Genomic DNA, 14,435 nt, shown 5'->3' on the forward strand with positions numbered 1-14,435 from the left:
CATCGCCGGCAAGCCGGCTCCTACATTGGAATGCATTCCCCTGTAGGAGCCGGCTTGCCGGCGATGAGGCCGGTCCAGGCGCCGTCAAATGTGAAGTTCTACCTCGCCCAACCGCCCACCATGGGGCCCAAAACTACGTTCCACCATCCGCCGCGTCCCGTCGGCATTCACGATCAGCGCCGTACTCGCCCGCGTCCCATAACTTGGGCTGGCGATAAACACGCTGGATAAAAGACTTTCCGTTGCCAAGCCCACCCCGGTATCTGGCAGGTCTGCAAACGGCGCTGTTTGAGGATCACTCAAAATCCCCAACAAGGCTTCCGGCTGTGGATCCTCCAGCGCCGCGCTCAACGCCGCCTTGGCCTTGAGCAGTTTGGGCCACGGTGTATCCAGTCCGGCGTTGGACAATCCATACACCCCAGGCGCCAATCGCGTCGGCTCGGTATGGTGGGCGTTGTAATGCCACAGCGCATCCCGCGTACCCACCAGCAGGTTAAATCCGGCATATTCAATCGAACGGCCGTTAACGTCGGCCAAATACTCGTCAATCGGCAGCGAACCGTTGAGAAAGCGCGCTACCAATTCGCCTCGGGACTTGCGGGCCGGCGGTTGGTGCGGGGCGCGGATATTGGTCAGCGCCGCAAAACGCCCATCGGCATTTACCCCCAGCCAGGTACCACCGGCTTCCTGATCGCGGCCGGCGTAGACCTCCGGCGCATCCAGCCACTGGGCCAGCGGCAGGCTGGGACGGGCGTAGAACTCATCGCGGTTGGCCGCGACGATCAGCGGTTGGGCGTGGCCCGGCCGCCAGGCGAAAACAATCAGGCACATCAGGCGATCCCTTTTGTGTTTTTAGCCACTCTACCCACTCAAGCCGAGGCGTTCCATCGTATCCAGTTGGGTCGCATGCCTTCCATCCGTTAACATGCCGGACTTGGTTTGGGGGCTCCCATGGAATTTCTGCTGTATTTGCTGCTCGGCGCCTGTGCGGGCGTACTCGCCGGGCTGTTTGGCGTGGGCGGCGGGATCATCATCGTGCCGGTGCTGGTGTTCAGCTTCACCTTGCAGGGCTTCGACCCGCAAGTGCTGACCCACCTGGCTGTGGGCACCTCCCTGGCGACCATCATCTTTACCTCGGTGAATGCCGTGCGCGAGCATCACCGACGGGGCGCGGTGCGTTGGCCGATCTTTGTGTGGATGACCGTGGGCATCCTGATCGGCGCGGGCTTTGGTGCACTGACCGCCGAAGCGATTTCTGGCCCTCACCTGCAAAAGATCATCGGCGTGTTTGCCCTGCTGGTGGCCGTACAACTGGCCTTGGAGGTCAAACCCAAAGCCAGCAGGACGGTGCCGGGCAAGGTTGGCCTGACCGTCGCCGGTACGTTTATCGGCTGGGCCTCGGCGATTTTCGGGATTGGCGGCGGCTCGCTGACCGTGCCATTCCTGACCTGGCGCAGTGTGCCAATGCAGCAAGCCGTAGCCACCTCATCCGCCTGTGGCTTGCCGATTGCGCTGGCCAGTGCATTAAGTTTCATGATTCTGGGCTGGCATGACCCGTTGTTGCCCGCTCATAGTCTAGGGTTCGTGTATTTGCCGGCACTGCTGGGCATTGCCCTGACCAGCATGGTGTTTGCTCGCTTCGGCGCACGCTTGGCGCATCGGTTGTCGCCGCGTTTGCTCAAGCGGTTGTTCGCCGGGCTGCTGTTCTGTGTCGGTTTAAACTTTTTGTTGTAATGCAGGCTTAATCGCGACCCGGCATGGTCCGGTCGCTATAACGAATGATTAACGAGGAGTCGCAATGCTGCCTTACCCGCAGATCGACCCGGTGGCCCTGGCCATCGGTCCGCTGAAAATCCACTGGTACGGGTTGATGTACCTGATCGGCATCGGCGGTGCCTGGTTCCTGGCTTCCCGCCGCCTGAACCGGTTCGACCCGACCTGGACCAAGGAGAAGCTCTCCGACCTGATTTTCTGGCTGTCGATGGGTGTAATCGTCGGCGGACGCCTGGGGTATGTGCTGTTCTACGACCTTTCTGCGTACATCGCCAACCCGACGCTGATCTTCGAAGTGTGGAAGGGCGGCATGGCGTTCCACGGCGGTTTTATCGGCGTGATGATCGCCGCCTGGTGGTTTGGTCGCCGCAACGGCAAGTCGTTCTTCCAACTGATGGACTTCGTCGCGCCGATGGTGCCGATCGGCCTGGGCGCCGGGCGTATCGGCAACTTTATCAACGCCGAGTTGTGGGGCAAGCCGACCGACGTGCCGTGGGCCATGGTGTTCCCGCCGTTCAGCGACCCGGCGCAGTTGCCGCGCCATCCGTCGCAGCTTTACCAGTTCGCGTTGGAAGGCGTGGCGCTGTTCCTTATCCTGTACATCTTTTCGCGCAAGCCGCGCCCGACCATGGCGGTTTCCGGCATGTTCGCGCTGTTCTACGGGATCTTCCGCTTCATCGTCGAGTTCGTGCGCGTGCCGGATGCGCAGTTGGGCTACCTGGCGTTCGGTTGGGTGACCATGGGCCAGATCCTCAGCTTGCCGATGATCCTCGGCGGCCTGGGCTTGCTGTGGTGGGCGTACAATCGCCCGCAACCTTTGAAGAACACCGCGCTTTAAATTCGAATGCCGAGGCTGTTGCGCAGCCTCGGCTTCAACGATACGGGTAAAAACATGAAGCAATATCTCGAACTGCTGAACGACGTCGTGACCAATGGATTGACCAAGGGCGATCGCACCGGCACCGGCACCAAGGCCGTGTTTGCCCGTCAGTATCGGCATAACTTGGCCGACGGCTTTCCGCTGCTGACCACCAAGAAGCTTCACTTCAAAAGCATCGCCAACGAGCTGATCTGGATGTTGAGCGGCAACACCAACATCAAGTGGCTGAATGAAAACGGCGTAAAGATCTGGGACGAATGGGCCACCGAAGACGGTGACCTGGGCCCGGTGTACGGCGAACAATGGACCGCCTGGCCGACCAAGGATGGTGGCACGATCAACCAGATCGACTACATGGTCCACACGCTGAAGACCAACCCGAACAGCCGGCGCATCCTGTTCCACGGCTGGAACGTCGAGTACCTGCCCGACGAGACCCAGAGCCCCCAGGAAAACGCGCGCAACGGCAAGCAAGCACTGCCGCCGTGCCACCTGCTGTACCAGGCGTTTGTGCACGACGGTCACCTGTCGATGCAGTTGTACATTCGCAGCTCCGACGTGTTCCTCGGCCTGCCGTACAACACCGCCGCACTGGCCTTGCTCACCCATATGCTGGCCCAGCAGTGCGACCTGATCCCTCACGAGATCATCGTCACCACCGGCGACACCCATGCCTACAGCAACCACATGGAGCAGATCCAGACCCAGCTGGCGCGCACGCCGAAGAAGCTGCCGGAGCTGGTGATCAAGCGCAAACCGGCGTCGATCTACGACTATAAGTTTGAAGACTTCGAAATCGTCGGTTACGACGCCGACCCAAGCATCAAGGCCGACGTGGCCATCTAAAAGGCTGTCTCGGTCACTGTAGGAGCGAGCTTGCTCGCGAAAAAACTCAACGATAACGCGTGAAAGCTGGATGAGCGCGGCGCCTATGAGTTCTTCGCGAGCAAGCTCGCCCCTACAGTGACAGCCCATTTCGCAGGATTAATGGCCGTGGCTTCTGCCTACATGTGAGGGCTCAGCCTCGCTGGCTGCCACACTCCCGCTGACTTCCAGCCGCTGCAGAATCCCGCACTCGGGCCCGCCGCCACAGCGTTGGCGCAAGTCCAGCAATTGCTCCTGCAACGCCAGCAGCCCATCGATCCGCGCTTTCACATGGTGGATGTGCTCATCAATCAACGCATTCACGTTTTCACACTGGTCCTGGGGGCTGTCGCGCAAGCCCAGCAGGCTGCGGATTTCTTCCAGAGTCATGTCCAGGCTGCGACAGTTGCGGATAAACACCAGTCGCTCGGTGTGCGCCTGGGTGTAGACGCGGTAGTTGGCGTCAGTGCGCGCCGGGGGTGGCAGCAGGCCTTCCTTCTCGTAGTAACGGATGGTTTCCACCGGGCAGTCGGTAAGTTTGGCCAGTTCGCCGATCTTCATCGCAGCAATCTCCAAATGGGTGCTTGACCCTATAGTGGCTACAGGGTCTTTACTTGGCAACAGGCACCTTTACGGACGCGACAGAATGAGCGACTCCATCCACACCCCGCACAAACACGAGCATGATCACGACCACGATCATGCCCCGAAAAAACTCACGCCTGTACATGGCCACGGCCACGGCGGCTCCTGCTGTTCCGGTACTCCAGCTCCGGCGTTGGTGCAACTGAGCGAGGCGCCCACCGCCGGCTCGCGGTTGAGCACCTTTCGCATCGAAGCCATGGACTGCCCCACCGAGCAGACGCTGATCCAGAACAAACTGGGCAAGCTGGCCGGTGTGCAGCAACTTGAGTTCAACCTGATCAACCGCATCCTCGGCGTCACCCATGACTTGCCGAGTACTGCACCGATCATCGAAGCGATCAAATCCCTGGGGATGCAGGCTGATCCGATCGAAGAGGGCACCCCAGCCGCTGAGCCGCCTGCCAAGAAACATTGGTGGCCACTGGCGTTGTCCGGCGTGGGTGCGTTGGGTGCCGAAGTGCTGCACTTCAGCGGCGTCGCGCCCACCTGGGTGATCGCGCTGGTGGCGTTGGTATCGATCCTCAGCGGCGGCCTCACCACGTACAAAAAGGGCTGGATTGCCCTGAAAAACCTCAACCTGAACATCAATGCCTTGATGAGCATCGCCGTGACCGGTGCGATCCTGATCGGGCAATGGCCGGAAGCTGCCATGGTGATGTTCCTGTTCACCGTGGCCGAGTTGATCGAAGCCAAGTCCCTGGATCGTGCGCGTAATGCCATCAGCGGCTTGATGCAGATGACGCCGGAGCAAGCCACGGTGCAGCAGGTCGATGGCTCCTGGGTTGAAAAGGAAGTCAAAAGCATTGAATTGGGTGCCATCGTGCGGGTAAAACCCGGCGAGCGCATCGGCCTGGACGGTGAAGTCACCGCCGGCCAATCCACCATAGACCAGGCGCCGATCACCGGTGAAAGCCTGCCGATCGAAAAGACCGTGGGCGACAAAGTCTTCGCCGGCACCATCAACCAGGCCGGTTCCCTGGAATACATAGTCACCGCAGCGGCCAACAACTCTACCCTGGCGCGCATCATTCACGCGGTGGAACAGGCCCAAGGCGCCCGCGCGCCGACCCAGCGCTTTGTCGACAGCTTCTCGAAAATCTACACCCCGGCGGTGTTCCTGTTCGCCCTCGGCGTGGCCATTATTCCGCCGCTGTTCATGGCCGGCGCCTGGTTTGACTGGATCTACCGCGCCCTGGTGCTGCTGGTGGTGGCGTGCCCGTGTGCGCTGGTGATTTCCACCCCGGTCACCATCGTCAGCGGCCTAGCGGCGGCGGCGCGCAAAGGCATCTTGATCAAGGGCGGCGTGTACTTGGAGGGTGGTTACAAGCTCGACTATCTGGCCCTCGACAAGACCGGCACCATCACTCACGGCAAGCCGGTGCAAACCGATTTCCTGGCGTTGTTCCCCAATGTCGCAGACAGTGCGCCGGCTTTGGCCGCCAGTCTGGCCGGGCGTTCCGATCACCCGGTGTCGCTGGCGATTGCCAACGCGGCTGTGGATAAAAGCCTGCCCACCCATGTTGTGGATAACTTCGAGGCCCTGGCCGGTCGAGGCGTGCGTGGCGACATCAACGGCGAAACCTATCACCTGGGCAACCACCGCCTGGTGGAAGACCTGGGCCTGTGCTCGCCGGAACTGGAAGAAAAACTCTTCGCCCTGGAAAAACAGGGCAAATCGGTGGTGCTGTTACTCGATAAGTCCGGCCCATTGGCGCTGTTCGCCGTGGCCGATACGGTCAAGGACAGCAGCCGCGAAGCCATCCAGCAACTGCACGAATTGGGCATCAAGACCCTGATGCTCACCGGCGACAACACCCACACCGCCCAGGCGATTGCCGCTCAGGTGGGCATCGACCAGGCCCAGGGTGACCTGTTGCCGACGGACAAGCTGCAAGCCATCGAAACGCTCTACGGCCAAGGCCACCGCGTGGGTATGGTCGGTGACGGCATCAACGATGCTCCGGCGTTGGCCCGTGCCGAGATCGGTTTTGCCATGGCCGCAGCGGGTACCGATACCGCCATCGAAACCGCCGACGTGGCCTTGATGGACGATGATTTGCGCAAGATTCCGGCATTCATTCGTCTGTCGCGGCAAACGTCGAGTATCCTCAAGCAGAACATCGCCCTGGCGTTGGTGATCAAGGCGATCTTCCTGGCGGTCACCTTCCTGGGCATGGCCACCATGTGGATGGCGGTGTTCGCCGACATGGGCGTGAGCCTGCTGGTGGTGTTCAATGGCCTGCGCCTGTTGCGCAAATAGAGATGAGAGGGTGGTGTGCTGAGTGCCGAGCTGAAGGCTTTTTTCATGGTCGCCCGCCTGGGTAGCATCACCCAGGCGGCGAAAAAACTCGGCTTGAGCCAACCCACGGTCACCACCCAGATCCGTAACCTGGAAAGCCAGTACGGCGTCGAGCTGTTCTACCGCGGCGGCCGCCGCCTCACCGTCAGCGACGAGGGTGCGCGCCTGCTGCCGATGGTGAAGGCGCTGTTGCAGCAAGAAGCGGACATCGAATTTTTCCTACGCAACAATGGCCAGGTCCAGGGCGCATTGAGGATTGCCGCCACGGCGCCTTACTACATCCTCGACCTGGTCAAAGCCTTCCGTGAGCGTCTGCCGCAAGTGGAAGTGTCGGTGGAAATCGGCAACTCCCAACAAGTGCTTGAAGCCTTGGACGACTACCGGGTCGACGTCGCCGCCTCCTCACAATTGCTGGAAGACCCGCGCCTGATCCGTCGTGTGCTGGGCACCGACCCGCTGGTGCTGGCGGTGCATCGCAACCATCCGCTGGCCAAGCTGGATCATGTGCCGCTCTCGGCGTTGGCCGGGCACACATTGTTGATGCGCGAGGCGGGCTCAACCACGCGGCGCCTGACTGAAGAACTCTTGCAAAGCGCCAACGTGAGCTACGGCCCGTTGCTGGAGATTGGCAGCCGTGAGTCGATCCGTGAGGCGGTGTTGCGCAACATTGGCATCAGCATCATTGCGCGGCAGGAAGTGCCGCATGATCCGCAATTGCGGGTGCTGACCTTCGAGAATGCGCCGCAGATTCCGGAGTATCTCTACTGCCTCAAGGAGCGCAAAGGCGCGCGGTTGCCAGCGGCGTTTCTGGGGTTGGCGCAGGAAATGTCGCCGCTCTGAAATCGTTATCGCCGGCAAGCCGGCTCCTACAGTTGGAATGCGTCCTTCTGTAGGAGCCGGCTTGCCGGCGATGGCGCCCGTCCAGGCAATGCATGCCTACCCAAATCCACCAATACTACTATCACTCCCTTTTGCCTTTCTGCCACATGCGGGACGCATTGCCTGCCTAGCATGGGCTTCATCAGTTCGATGAGGTGCCTTGCATGAACACAGCCCTGACCCAACCCGGCGCGCCGATGAAAGTGCGCGGTATCCAGAAACGCTTCGGCGCCTTCACCGCGCTGGACAACGTCTCCCTGGACGTCGCCGCCGGCGAGCTGGTGTGCCTGCTGGGCCCGTCCGGTTGCGGCAAGACCACTTTGCTGCGTTGCATCGCTGGCCTGGAGCGCCAGGACAGCGGCGAACTGTACCTGGGCAGTCGTGATGTTTCCCTGCTGCCGCCCCAGGCACGGGACTACGGCATTCTGTTCCAGTCCTACGCGCTTTTTCCCAACCTTACCGTCGAAGCGAACATCGGCTACGGCCTCACCGGCAGCGGTCGCGAGGAAGCGCGCAAGCGCGTCGGGCAGATGCTGGAATTGGTCGGCCTGGTCGGCAGCGAAAAGAAATACCCCGGCCAACTCTCCGGCGGCCAACAGCAACGCGTCGCCCTGGCCCGTGCTTTGGCGCCTGCACCTTCGTTGTTGTTGCTGGATGAACCGATGTCGGCCCTCGACGCCCGCGTCCGTGAGCATCTGTGCACCGAGCTGCGCCAACTGCAACGCCGCCTGGGCATCACCACGCTGATGGTCACCCACAACCAGGACGAAGCCATGCTGATGGCCGACCGTATCGCCGTGATGAACAACGGTAAGGTCGAGCAATACGCCACGCCTCAAGAGATCTACGACCGTCCGGCCACGCCGTTCGTGGCGGAGTTTGTCGGCCAGGGCAACTGGCTGCCGTTCAGCCGCAACAGTGCCAGTCACGCCCAGGTCGGTGGGATGAACATGCGCCTGGCCGACGATGCCGGTGTAGCCAAGTCCGGCCGCTTGTTCTGCCGCCCTGAGGCGATCAGCGTCAACCCGCCGGTGCATGAAGAAAACCTGTTTCCGGCCAAGGTCCGCGAGATCACTTTCCTCGGCAACCGTTGCCGCATGAGTTTCGAGCTGGAGCAACTGCCCGGTCATCCGCTGCTCGCTGAATTGGCCCCGGAAGCCATGCCGCGCCTGGGCGCCCAGGACATCTGGGTGGCGTTGCCGCCGCGCAGCCTGCAGGTGTTTGCCTGAGATGGCCGCTGTCATGACGCTGCCACGACCGGTGTCCCGCGCCGAAACAGGCGACCAAATTTTCGTCGTCGGCGGCAAACTGCTATGGCTGTTGCTGCTGGGCCTGGCTGTATTGATGCCGCTGCTGGCGATCTTCTGGCGCGGTTTCAGTAGTGAAGCCGGGCAGGGCGGTGGTCTGGTGGCTGCACAGGAACTGATCACCAGCGCCAACTTCCACTGGCTGCTGGGCAATAGCCTGAAAGTTTCCCTCAGCGTGGCGGCCATTGTCGTACCGCTGGCCTACCTGTTTGCCTACGCCCTGCAACGTACGTTAATCCCTGGCAAGGCGATCTGGCGCGGCATGTCGTTGCTGCCGTTGATGGCGCCGTCGATGTTGCCGGGCATTGCGCTGGTCTACCTGTTCGGCAACCAGGGCATGCTGCGCGGGTTGCTCTCGGACAATATCTACGGCTTCTGGGGCATTGTGCTGGGGGAAGTGATCTACACCTTCCCACACGCCTTGATGATTCTGCTGTCGGCGCTGTCCCTGGCGGATGCGCGCCTGTTCGATGCGGCCTCCAGCATGGGCGCCAGCCCGGCGCGGGCGTTTCGCAGCATTACCTGGCCGGCCACGCGCCAGGCCGTGTTCGCCGCGTTTTGTCTGGTGTTCACCCTGACCATCACCGACTTCGGCGTGCCCGTGGTGGTGGGTGGCGATTATCAGGTGTTGGCGCTGGAAGCCTACAAGGCGGTGGTCGGCCAGCAACAGTTCGGTCGCGGCGCGTTGATCGGCATGGTGTTACTGCTGCCGGCGCTGTTCAGCTTTGCTGTGGATGCCTGGCTGCGCCGCCGTCATGGCGACTCCATGAGCGGTCGTGCCCAAGTGTTTCAGCCAGCACCATCACGCATGAGGGACGGCTGCTACCTGGCCATCGTGCTGCTGATCTGCGCCGTGTTGCTGCTGGTGTTCGGCATGGCGGTGTATTCGTCGCTGGTGAAGTTCTGGCCGTACAACCTGTCGCTGTCGCTCAACCACTACCAGTTCGAAGACACGGCCGGCGGCGGCTGGCTGGCCTATCGCAACAGCCTGACCATGGCGCTGTGCAGCGCATTGATCGGCAGCGTGTTGATCTTCACCGGCGCGTACCTGATGGAGAAGACCAAGGGCCAGAAGGGGCTGAACCTGGCCCTGCGCATGCTCAGCTTTGTGCCGATGGCCGTACCGGGCTTGGTGCTGGGCCTGGGTTACGTGTTCTTTTTCAACCTCAACGGCAACCCGCTGCATGTGTTCTACGGCACCATGACGTTGCTGGTGGTGTGCACCATTGCTCACTATCTGACCACCGCGCAGATGACCGCCACCACGGCACTGCGTCAACTCGACGCCGAGTTCGAAGCCGCCGCCTTGTCCCTCAAGGCGCCGCTGTACCGGCATTACCTGAAAGTGACGGTGCCGATCTGCCTGCCGGCGTTGCTGGATATCGTGCGCTACCTGTTTGTGTCGGCGATGACCACCGTGTCCGCCGCGATCTTCCTCTACAGCCCCGACACCATCCTCGCCGCCGTCGCCGTGCTGAACATGGACGACGCCGGCAACGTGGGCGGCGCGGCGGCCATGTCGACCCTGATCCTGTTCACCTCAGCCGGCGTCTCGCTGCTGCTGGCGTGGGCCTCACGTGGCGCGTTGCGCCGCTCTCAAGCCTGGCGCCAAAGCGCACCCGGCCAATAAATATCCCTGAAGGAGGTGCTCCATGTTCAAGCCCCTGGCGCTGGTCGCTGCCGTACTGACTGCATTCAGCCTGAATGCCTTCGCCAAGACCGAGTTGACCGTGTACACGGCCCTCGAAGCCGAGCAGTTGAAGACCTACAAAAAGGCTTTCGAACAGGCCAATCCAGACATCGAAATCAAATGGGTGCGCGACTCCACCGGCATCATCACCGCCAAGCTGCTGGCCGAGAAAGACCGCCCGCAAGCCGACGCCGTCTGGGGCCTGGCCGCTTCCAGCCTGGCGATCCTCGATCAGCAGGGCATGCTGGACAACTACGCGCCGAAGGACCTGGACAAGATCGGCAAGAACTACCGCGACGCCGCCAACCCGCCGGCCTGGGTCGGCATGGATGTGTGGGCCGCGACGATTTGCTTCAACACCGTCGAAGCCGAAAAGCAGGGCCTGACCAAGCCGGTAAGTTGGCAGGACCTGACCAAGCCTGAGTACAAGGGCAAGATCGTCATGCCCAACCCGGCCTCGTCCGGCACCGGTTTCCTGGACGTCAGCGCCTGGCTGCAGACCTACGGCGAGAAGCAGGGCTGGCAGTACATGGACGACCTGCACCAGAACATCGGCCAGTACGTTCACTCCGGCTCCAAGCCGTGCAAGCTCGCGGCTTCTGGTGAGTTCCCGATCGGCATTTCCTTCGAATACCCGGCCGTGCAGTTGAAACGCCAGGGCGCTCCGCTGGACATCATCCTGCCGAAAGAGGGCCTGGGCTGGGACATCGAAGCCACTGCCGTCATGAGGGGCACCCACAACGCCGACGCCGCGAAAAAGCTCGCGGATTTCTCCGCCAGCCCGGCTGCCATGGACCTGTACAAGGACAACTTCGCCGTCCTCGCCCAGCCTGGCATTGCCAAGCCGCAGACCGAATTGCCGGCCGACTATGAACAGCGCCTGATCAAGAACGACTTCGCCTGGGCTTCGAAGAACCGTGACAGCATCCTGACCGAATGGCGCAAGCGCTATGACGGCAAGTCGGAAAAACAATAATTTTCACCTCTACCTGTAGGAGCGAGCTTGCTCGCGAAGAACGAATAGGCGACGCGAGCAACCAGAAGCGCTGCGTCATCGTTGACGCTCTTCGCGAGCAAGCTCGCTCCTACAGAGGGCTGCGAAATCCATGACGAAGCACAGTGATCTACTGATTATCGGCGCCGGCATCCTCGGCCTGTCCCACGCCTTTGCCGCCGCCAAGCGCGGCCTCAAGGTCAAGGTGTTCGAACGCAGCGCCACGCCACTGGGCGCCTCGGTGCGCAACTTCGGCCAGGCCCTGGTCACCGGCCAACCGCCGGGGCCGATGCTGGACCTGGCACGGCAAAGCCGTGACATCTGGGGGCATTGGGCGAAGGTCGCCGGGCTGCAACTCAAGCGCAACGGCGCGTACCTGTTTGCCCGCACCGAAGCGGAAGAGCACTTGCTGGAAGCCTTCTGTGAGGGGCGTGCACAAGAGCACGGCTACAACGTCGAACTGCTGCAAGGCGCGGCGATGAAGGACCTGTATGGCGGCCAGTTTCGCCATCACCGCGCTGCGCTGCACGGCAAAGACGACCAGCAACTGTATTCCCGTGAAGCGATCCCGGCGCTGATCAACTACCTGGCGCAAGAACTGAACGTGGAGTTCTACTTCTCCACACTGGTACGCGACGTGGAGCCGGGCCAGTTGCACAGCACGGCGGGTAGTTTCCGGGGCGAACAGATCATCGTGTGCTCCGGCCACGACTATCAAACCCTGCTGGCCGAAGCGATGGCCGAACTCAATCCGAGCATCTGCCGCCTGCAAATGTTGCGCGCCCGGCCCACCGTGAACCTGAACCTGCAACACGCGTTGCTCACCGGCTTGAGCTGCGTGCACTACGGTGCTTTCGCCGACCTGCCGGAAGCGGCGCCGGTGCAGGCGCAAATCCTGCGCGATGCTCCGCACCTGCACGAACACGGCATTCACCTGCTGATCAGCCCGACGCCCCATGGCGAATTGATCATCGGTGATTCCCATGACTACGGCAGCGACGCGTCGCCCTTCAACACCGAGCAGGTGGATGACTGGATGATCGAACTGGCTGAGCAGACTTTGGGCTGCAAAATCCAAGTGGTGGAGCGTTGGCAGGGTGTGTACGGCTCGCGGGGGCCGGGGCCGTTTTCATTCCTGCGCGTGGCGCCGGGAGTGAGCGCCGCGTTGATGCACACGGGCGTGGGCATGAGCGTGGGGCCGGCGATGGCCGAGCGCAATATCAGTACCTTGTGGGGAGCTGCGTGATGAACCCGGAACAGACCATCGCCGACGTCTTCGGCTTGTATGAGCAGCACGGCACGGCGGATTACATCGGCGAACCGGTGTCGCAGATCGAGCACATGTCCCAGGCCGCGCAACTCGCCATGGCCGAAGGCTTTGATGATGAAGTGGTGCTGGCGGCGTTTTTCCACGACATCGGACATCTCTGCGGCCAGGGCGAGGAAAACATGGGCGGCTATGGCGTGGTCAGCCATGAACGGCTGGGCGCGGATTATCTGCGTCGCGCAGGGTTTAGTGAGCGTATGGCCACGCTGGTGGAATATCACGTGCAAGCCAAGCGCTACCTGACCTTCAGTCAACCGGACTACTACGCGCGCCTGAGCGAGGCCAGCCGCCGCACGTTGGAATTCCAGGGCGGGGTGATGAGTGCTGAGCAGGCCCAGGCATTTGAGCAGGACCCCCTTTGGGCGGTGAGCCTGCGCATGCGCCACTGGGACGAACAGGCCAAGCAAATGCATGTGCCTGTGCTGGATTTACAGCTGCTCAAGGCGAAGGCCGAACGGCTACTGGTCGTGTCGACACACCGCACGCCAAACGCAGATTCGCCGCCTGTAGTTGGCTGAGTCACGTTCTTAAAGTGAGTGCTTCTTCCCAGAGGAGCATTCTCATGCGTTATTTGAAGGCGATCGCTCAAGACCGCAGCGGCAACGGCGTGGCCGATACGATCCTGCTGCATTTTTATGAGCGTAGTTCCAACAAGCCAGATGAACTGATACATGAAACCGTGGCAGTCGATATGAATGCCGATGGCGTGACAGACTTTCAATTCGTGGCAGATACCAACGCGGCTGGTATGGGCAATGTCGCCGACAAATTGTTGCTCAAGGCATTCGCGGAGACGTTTCTCAAGCTGCGCTGGTTCAACACAGGTGAAAACTCAAAGCGTGTAGTCGTGTTGGTAGCTACTCAGTACTCCCCTGAAGGTGTACCCAATGCTGTCGAGATGGGCTTTTTCGACCGGCTCAGTCCTGTTCGAAAACCCACGCTTACATTTCGGGCCGCAGGCTATGACGGTGATGGTAACGGCGTGCTGGAGTCATTTACTCCCACCGATGTAAATAACGACGGCATTGCCAATACTGCCGACAAGGAGCTGATTCGGTCGATGTGCAACAGCTTCCTGGCCTTCAAGTGGTATGACGAAGCCAGCACGGATGTGATTGAGCCCCAACAGCGAAGTGGGCCCGCGCGTTACTTGAAAGTGACTGCCCAGGACATGAGCGGAAATGGCCGTGCTGATACGGTCATCCTGCACTTCTATCAGCAGGTGGCTGGATGCCCTGATGAATTGGTCCATGAAATCTTCGCGGTGGACATGAGCGCAGATCGCAAGGTGGATCTGCAATGGGCGGAAGACCTGAACCCCGCCAGTCGGCCTCGAATGTTGGAAAAACATAGGGTGGATACCTTTGCTGACAGCTTTTTGAAGTTGAACTGGTTCAACAAGCGTAGCCACTGGCAACGTACGCTCACGATGTACGTTGATCGCTTTGGGAAAACCGGGGGGCCGGATGCGATCAAGCTGGACTTCCATGAACGCACGGCGGCTCAGGGCAAAGGGTCACTGGTCTATGCGATCGCCGCCTATGACGACAACTCCGATGGCGTGCTGGAATTGCTTTCCAAGTGTGGCGTTGATTGCAAGGGTATCGCCGACAGCGCCGATCCCGAGCTGATTCGAACCCTGTGTGCGACCTTCCTGGCCTTCGAATGGCATGCATCGGAGGTGCAATGCGCTATTTAAAAGCTATCGCCCAGGACCGCAACGGAGTCGCTGATAAGGCGGATAAAGAGCTTATCCGCTCGCTATGCAAGGCCTTCT

13 protein-coding genes are annotated in these 14,435 nt (G+C 61.1%); 11 read left to right on the forward strand and 2 right to left on the reverse strand.

What is annotated here, in order from left to right; genetic code table 11:
• Positions 1–84: 84 nt before the first annotated feature.
• Positions 85–831 carry an NRDE family protein gene (locus HX868_RS08805; RefSeq protein WP_177002591.1) on the reverse strand — a complete coding sequence of 249 codons (747 nt, stop codon included), beginning with the start codon at positions 829–831 and terminating at the stop codon, positions 85–87.
• A 120-nt stretch (positions 832–951) separates the two neighbouring features.
• Here HX868_RS08805 and HX868_RS08810 point away from each other — a divergent pair, with 120 nt between their 5' ends.
• The 3 genes from HX868_RS08810 to HX868_RS08820 all read left to right on the forward strand — a co-directional run bounded on the left by HX868_RS08810 (position 952) and on the right by HX868_RS08820 (position 3,499).
• Positions 952–1,734 carry a sulfite exporter TauE/SafE family protein gene (locus HX868_RS08810; protein ID WP_177002592.1) on the forward strand — a complete coding sequence of 261 codons (783 nt, stop codon included), beginning with the start codon at positions 952–954 and terminating at the stop codon, positions 1,732–1,734.
• Between the two features lie 64 nt (positions 1,735–1,798).
• Positions 1,799–2,611, forward strand: coding sequence for a prolipoprotein diacylglyceryl transferase (gene lgt, locus HX868_RS08815; RefSeq protein ID WP_010207296.1), 813 nt, complete (start codon positions 1,799–1,801; stop codon positions 2,609–2,611).
• A gap of 54 nt (positions 2,612–2,665) precedes the next feature.
• Positions 2,666–3,499 carry a thymidylate synthase gene (locus tag HX868_RS08820; protein ID WP_028618344.1) on the forward strand — a complete coding sequence of 278 codons (834 nt, stop codon included), beginning with the start codon at positions 2,666–2,668 and terminating at the stop codon, positions 3,497–3,499.
• Between the two features lie 138 nt (positions 3,500–3,637).
• Here HX868_RS08820 and cadR read toward each other — a convergent pair whose 3' ends face one another.
• On the reverse strand, positions 3,638–4,078 hold the full coding sequence (gene cadR / locus HX868_RS08825; RefSeq protein WP_016979028.1) for a Cd(II)/Pb(II)-responsive transcriptional regulator: 441 nt from the start codon (positions 4,076–4,078) through the stop codon (positions 3,638–3,640).
• Positions 4,079–4,163: 85 nt separating this feature from the next.
• Here cadR and HX868_RS08830 point away from each other — a divergent pair, with 85 nt between their 5' ends.
• The 8 genes from HX868_RS08830 to HX868_RS30690 all read left to right on the forward strand — a co-directional run bounded on the left by HX868_RS08830 (position 4,164) and on the right by HX868_RS30690 (position 14,357).
• Positions 4,164–6,422: a heavy metal translocating P-type ATPase gene (locus HX868_RS08830; RefSeq protein WP_177002593.1), complete on the forward strand. Its 2,259-nt coding sequence runs from the start codon at positions 4,164–4,166 to the stop codon at positions 6,420–6,422.
• 15 nt (positions 6,423–6,437) lie between these two features.
• Positions 6,438–7,301: a LysR family transcriptional regulator gene (locus HX868_RS08835; protein WP_016979030.1), complete on the forward strand. Its 864-nt coding sequence runs from the start codon at positions 6,438–6,440 to the stop codon at positions 7,299–7,301.
• Between the two features lie 203 nt (positions 7,302–7,504).
• The gene (locus tag HX868_RS08840; RefSeq protein WP_177002594.1) at positions 7,505–8,569 is read left to right on the forward strand and encodes a putative 2-aminoethylphosphonate ABC transporter ATP-binding protein; all 1,065 of its coding nucleotides are present in this window, start codon (positions 7,505–7,507) and stop codon (positions 8,567–8,569) included.
• Between the two features lies 1 nt (position 8,570).
• Entirely contained in the window at positions 8,571–10,277 is a 1,707-nt protein-coding gene (locus tag HX868_RS08845) for a putative 2-aminoethylphosphonate ABC transporter permease subunit (protein WP_177002595.1), read from the forward strand.
• A gap of 22 nt (positions 10,278–10,299) precedes the next feature.
• Complete coding sequence (locus HX868_RS08850) at positions 10,300–11,313, forward strand: putative 2-aminoethylphosphonate ABC transporter substrate-binding protein (RefSeq protein WP_177002596.1); 1,014 nt, start codon at positions 10,300–10,302, stop codon at positions 11,311–11,313.
• Between the two features lie 130 nt (positions 11,314–11,443).
• The gene (locus HX868_RS08855) at positions 11,444–12,577 is read left to right on the forward strand and encodes a TIGR03364 family FAD-dependent oxidoreductase (protein WP_177002597.1); all 1,134 of its coding nucleotides are present in this window, start codon (positions 11,444–11,446) and stop codon (positions 12,575–12,577) included.
• A complete protein-coding gene (locus HX868_RS08860) occupies positions 12,577–13,176 on the forward strand; it encodes a phosphonate degradation HD-domain oxygenase (RefSeq protein ID WP_177002598.1) in 600 nt (199 codons plus the stop codon). The genes HX868_RS08855 and HX868_RS08860 overlap by 1 nt, the downstream gene beginning before the upstream one ends.
• 44 nt (positions 13,177–13,220) lie before the next feature.
• Positions 13,221–14,357 carry a hypothetical protein gene (locus HX868_RS30690; RefSeq protein ID WP_246355507.1) on the forward strand — a complete coding sequence of 379 codons (1,137 nt, stop codon included), beginning with the start codon at positions 13,221–13,223 and terminating at the stop codon, positions 14,355–14,357.
• The last annotated feature ends 78 nt before the right edge of the window (positions 14,358–14,435 follow it).

The organism is Pseudomonas reactans, assembly GCF_013385825.1.
Classification (GTDB): domain Bacteria; phylum Pseudomonadota; class Gammaproteobacteria; order Pseudomonadales; family Pseudomonadaceae; genus Aquipseudomonas; species Aquipseudomonas reactans.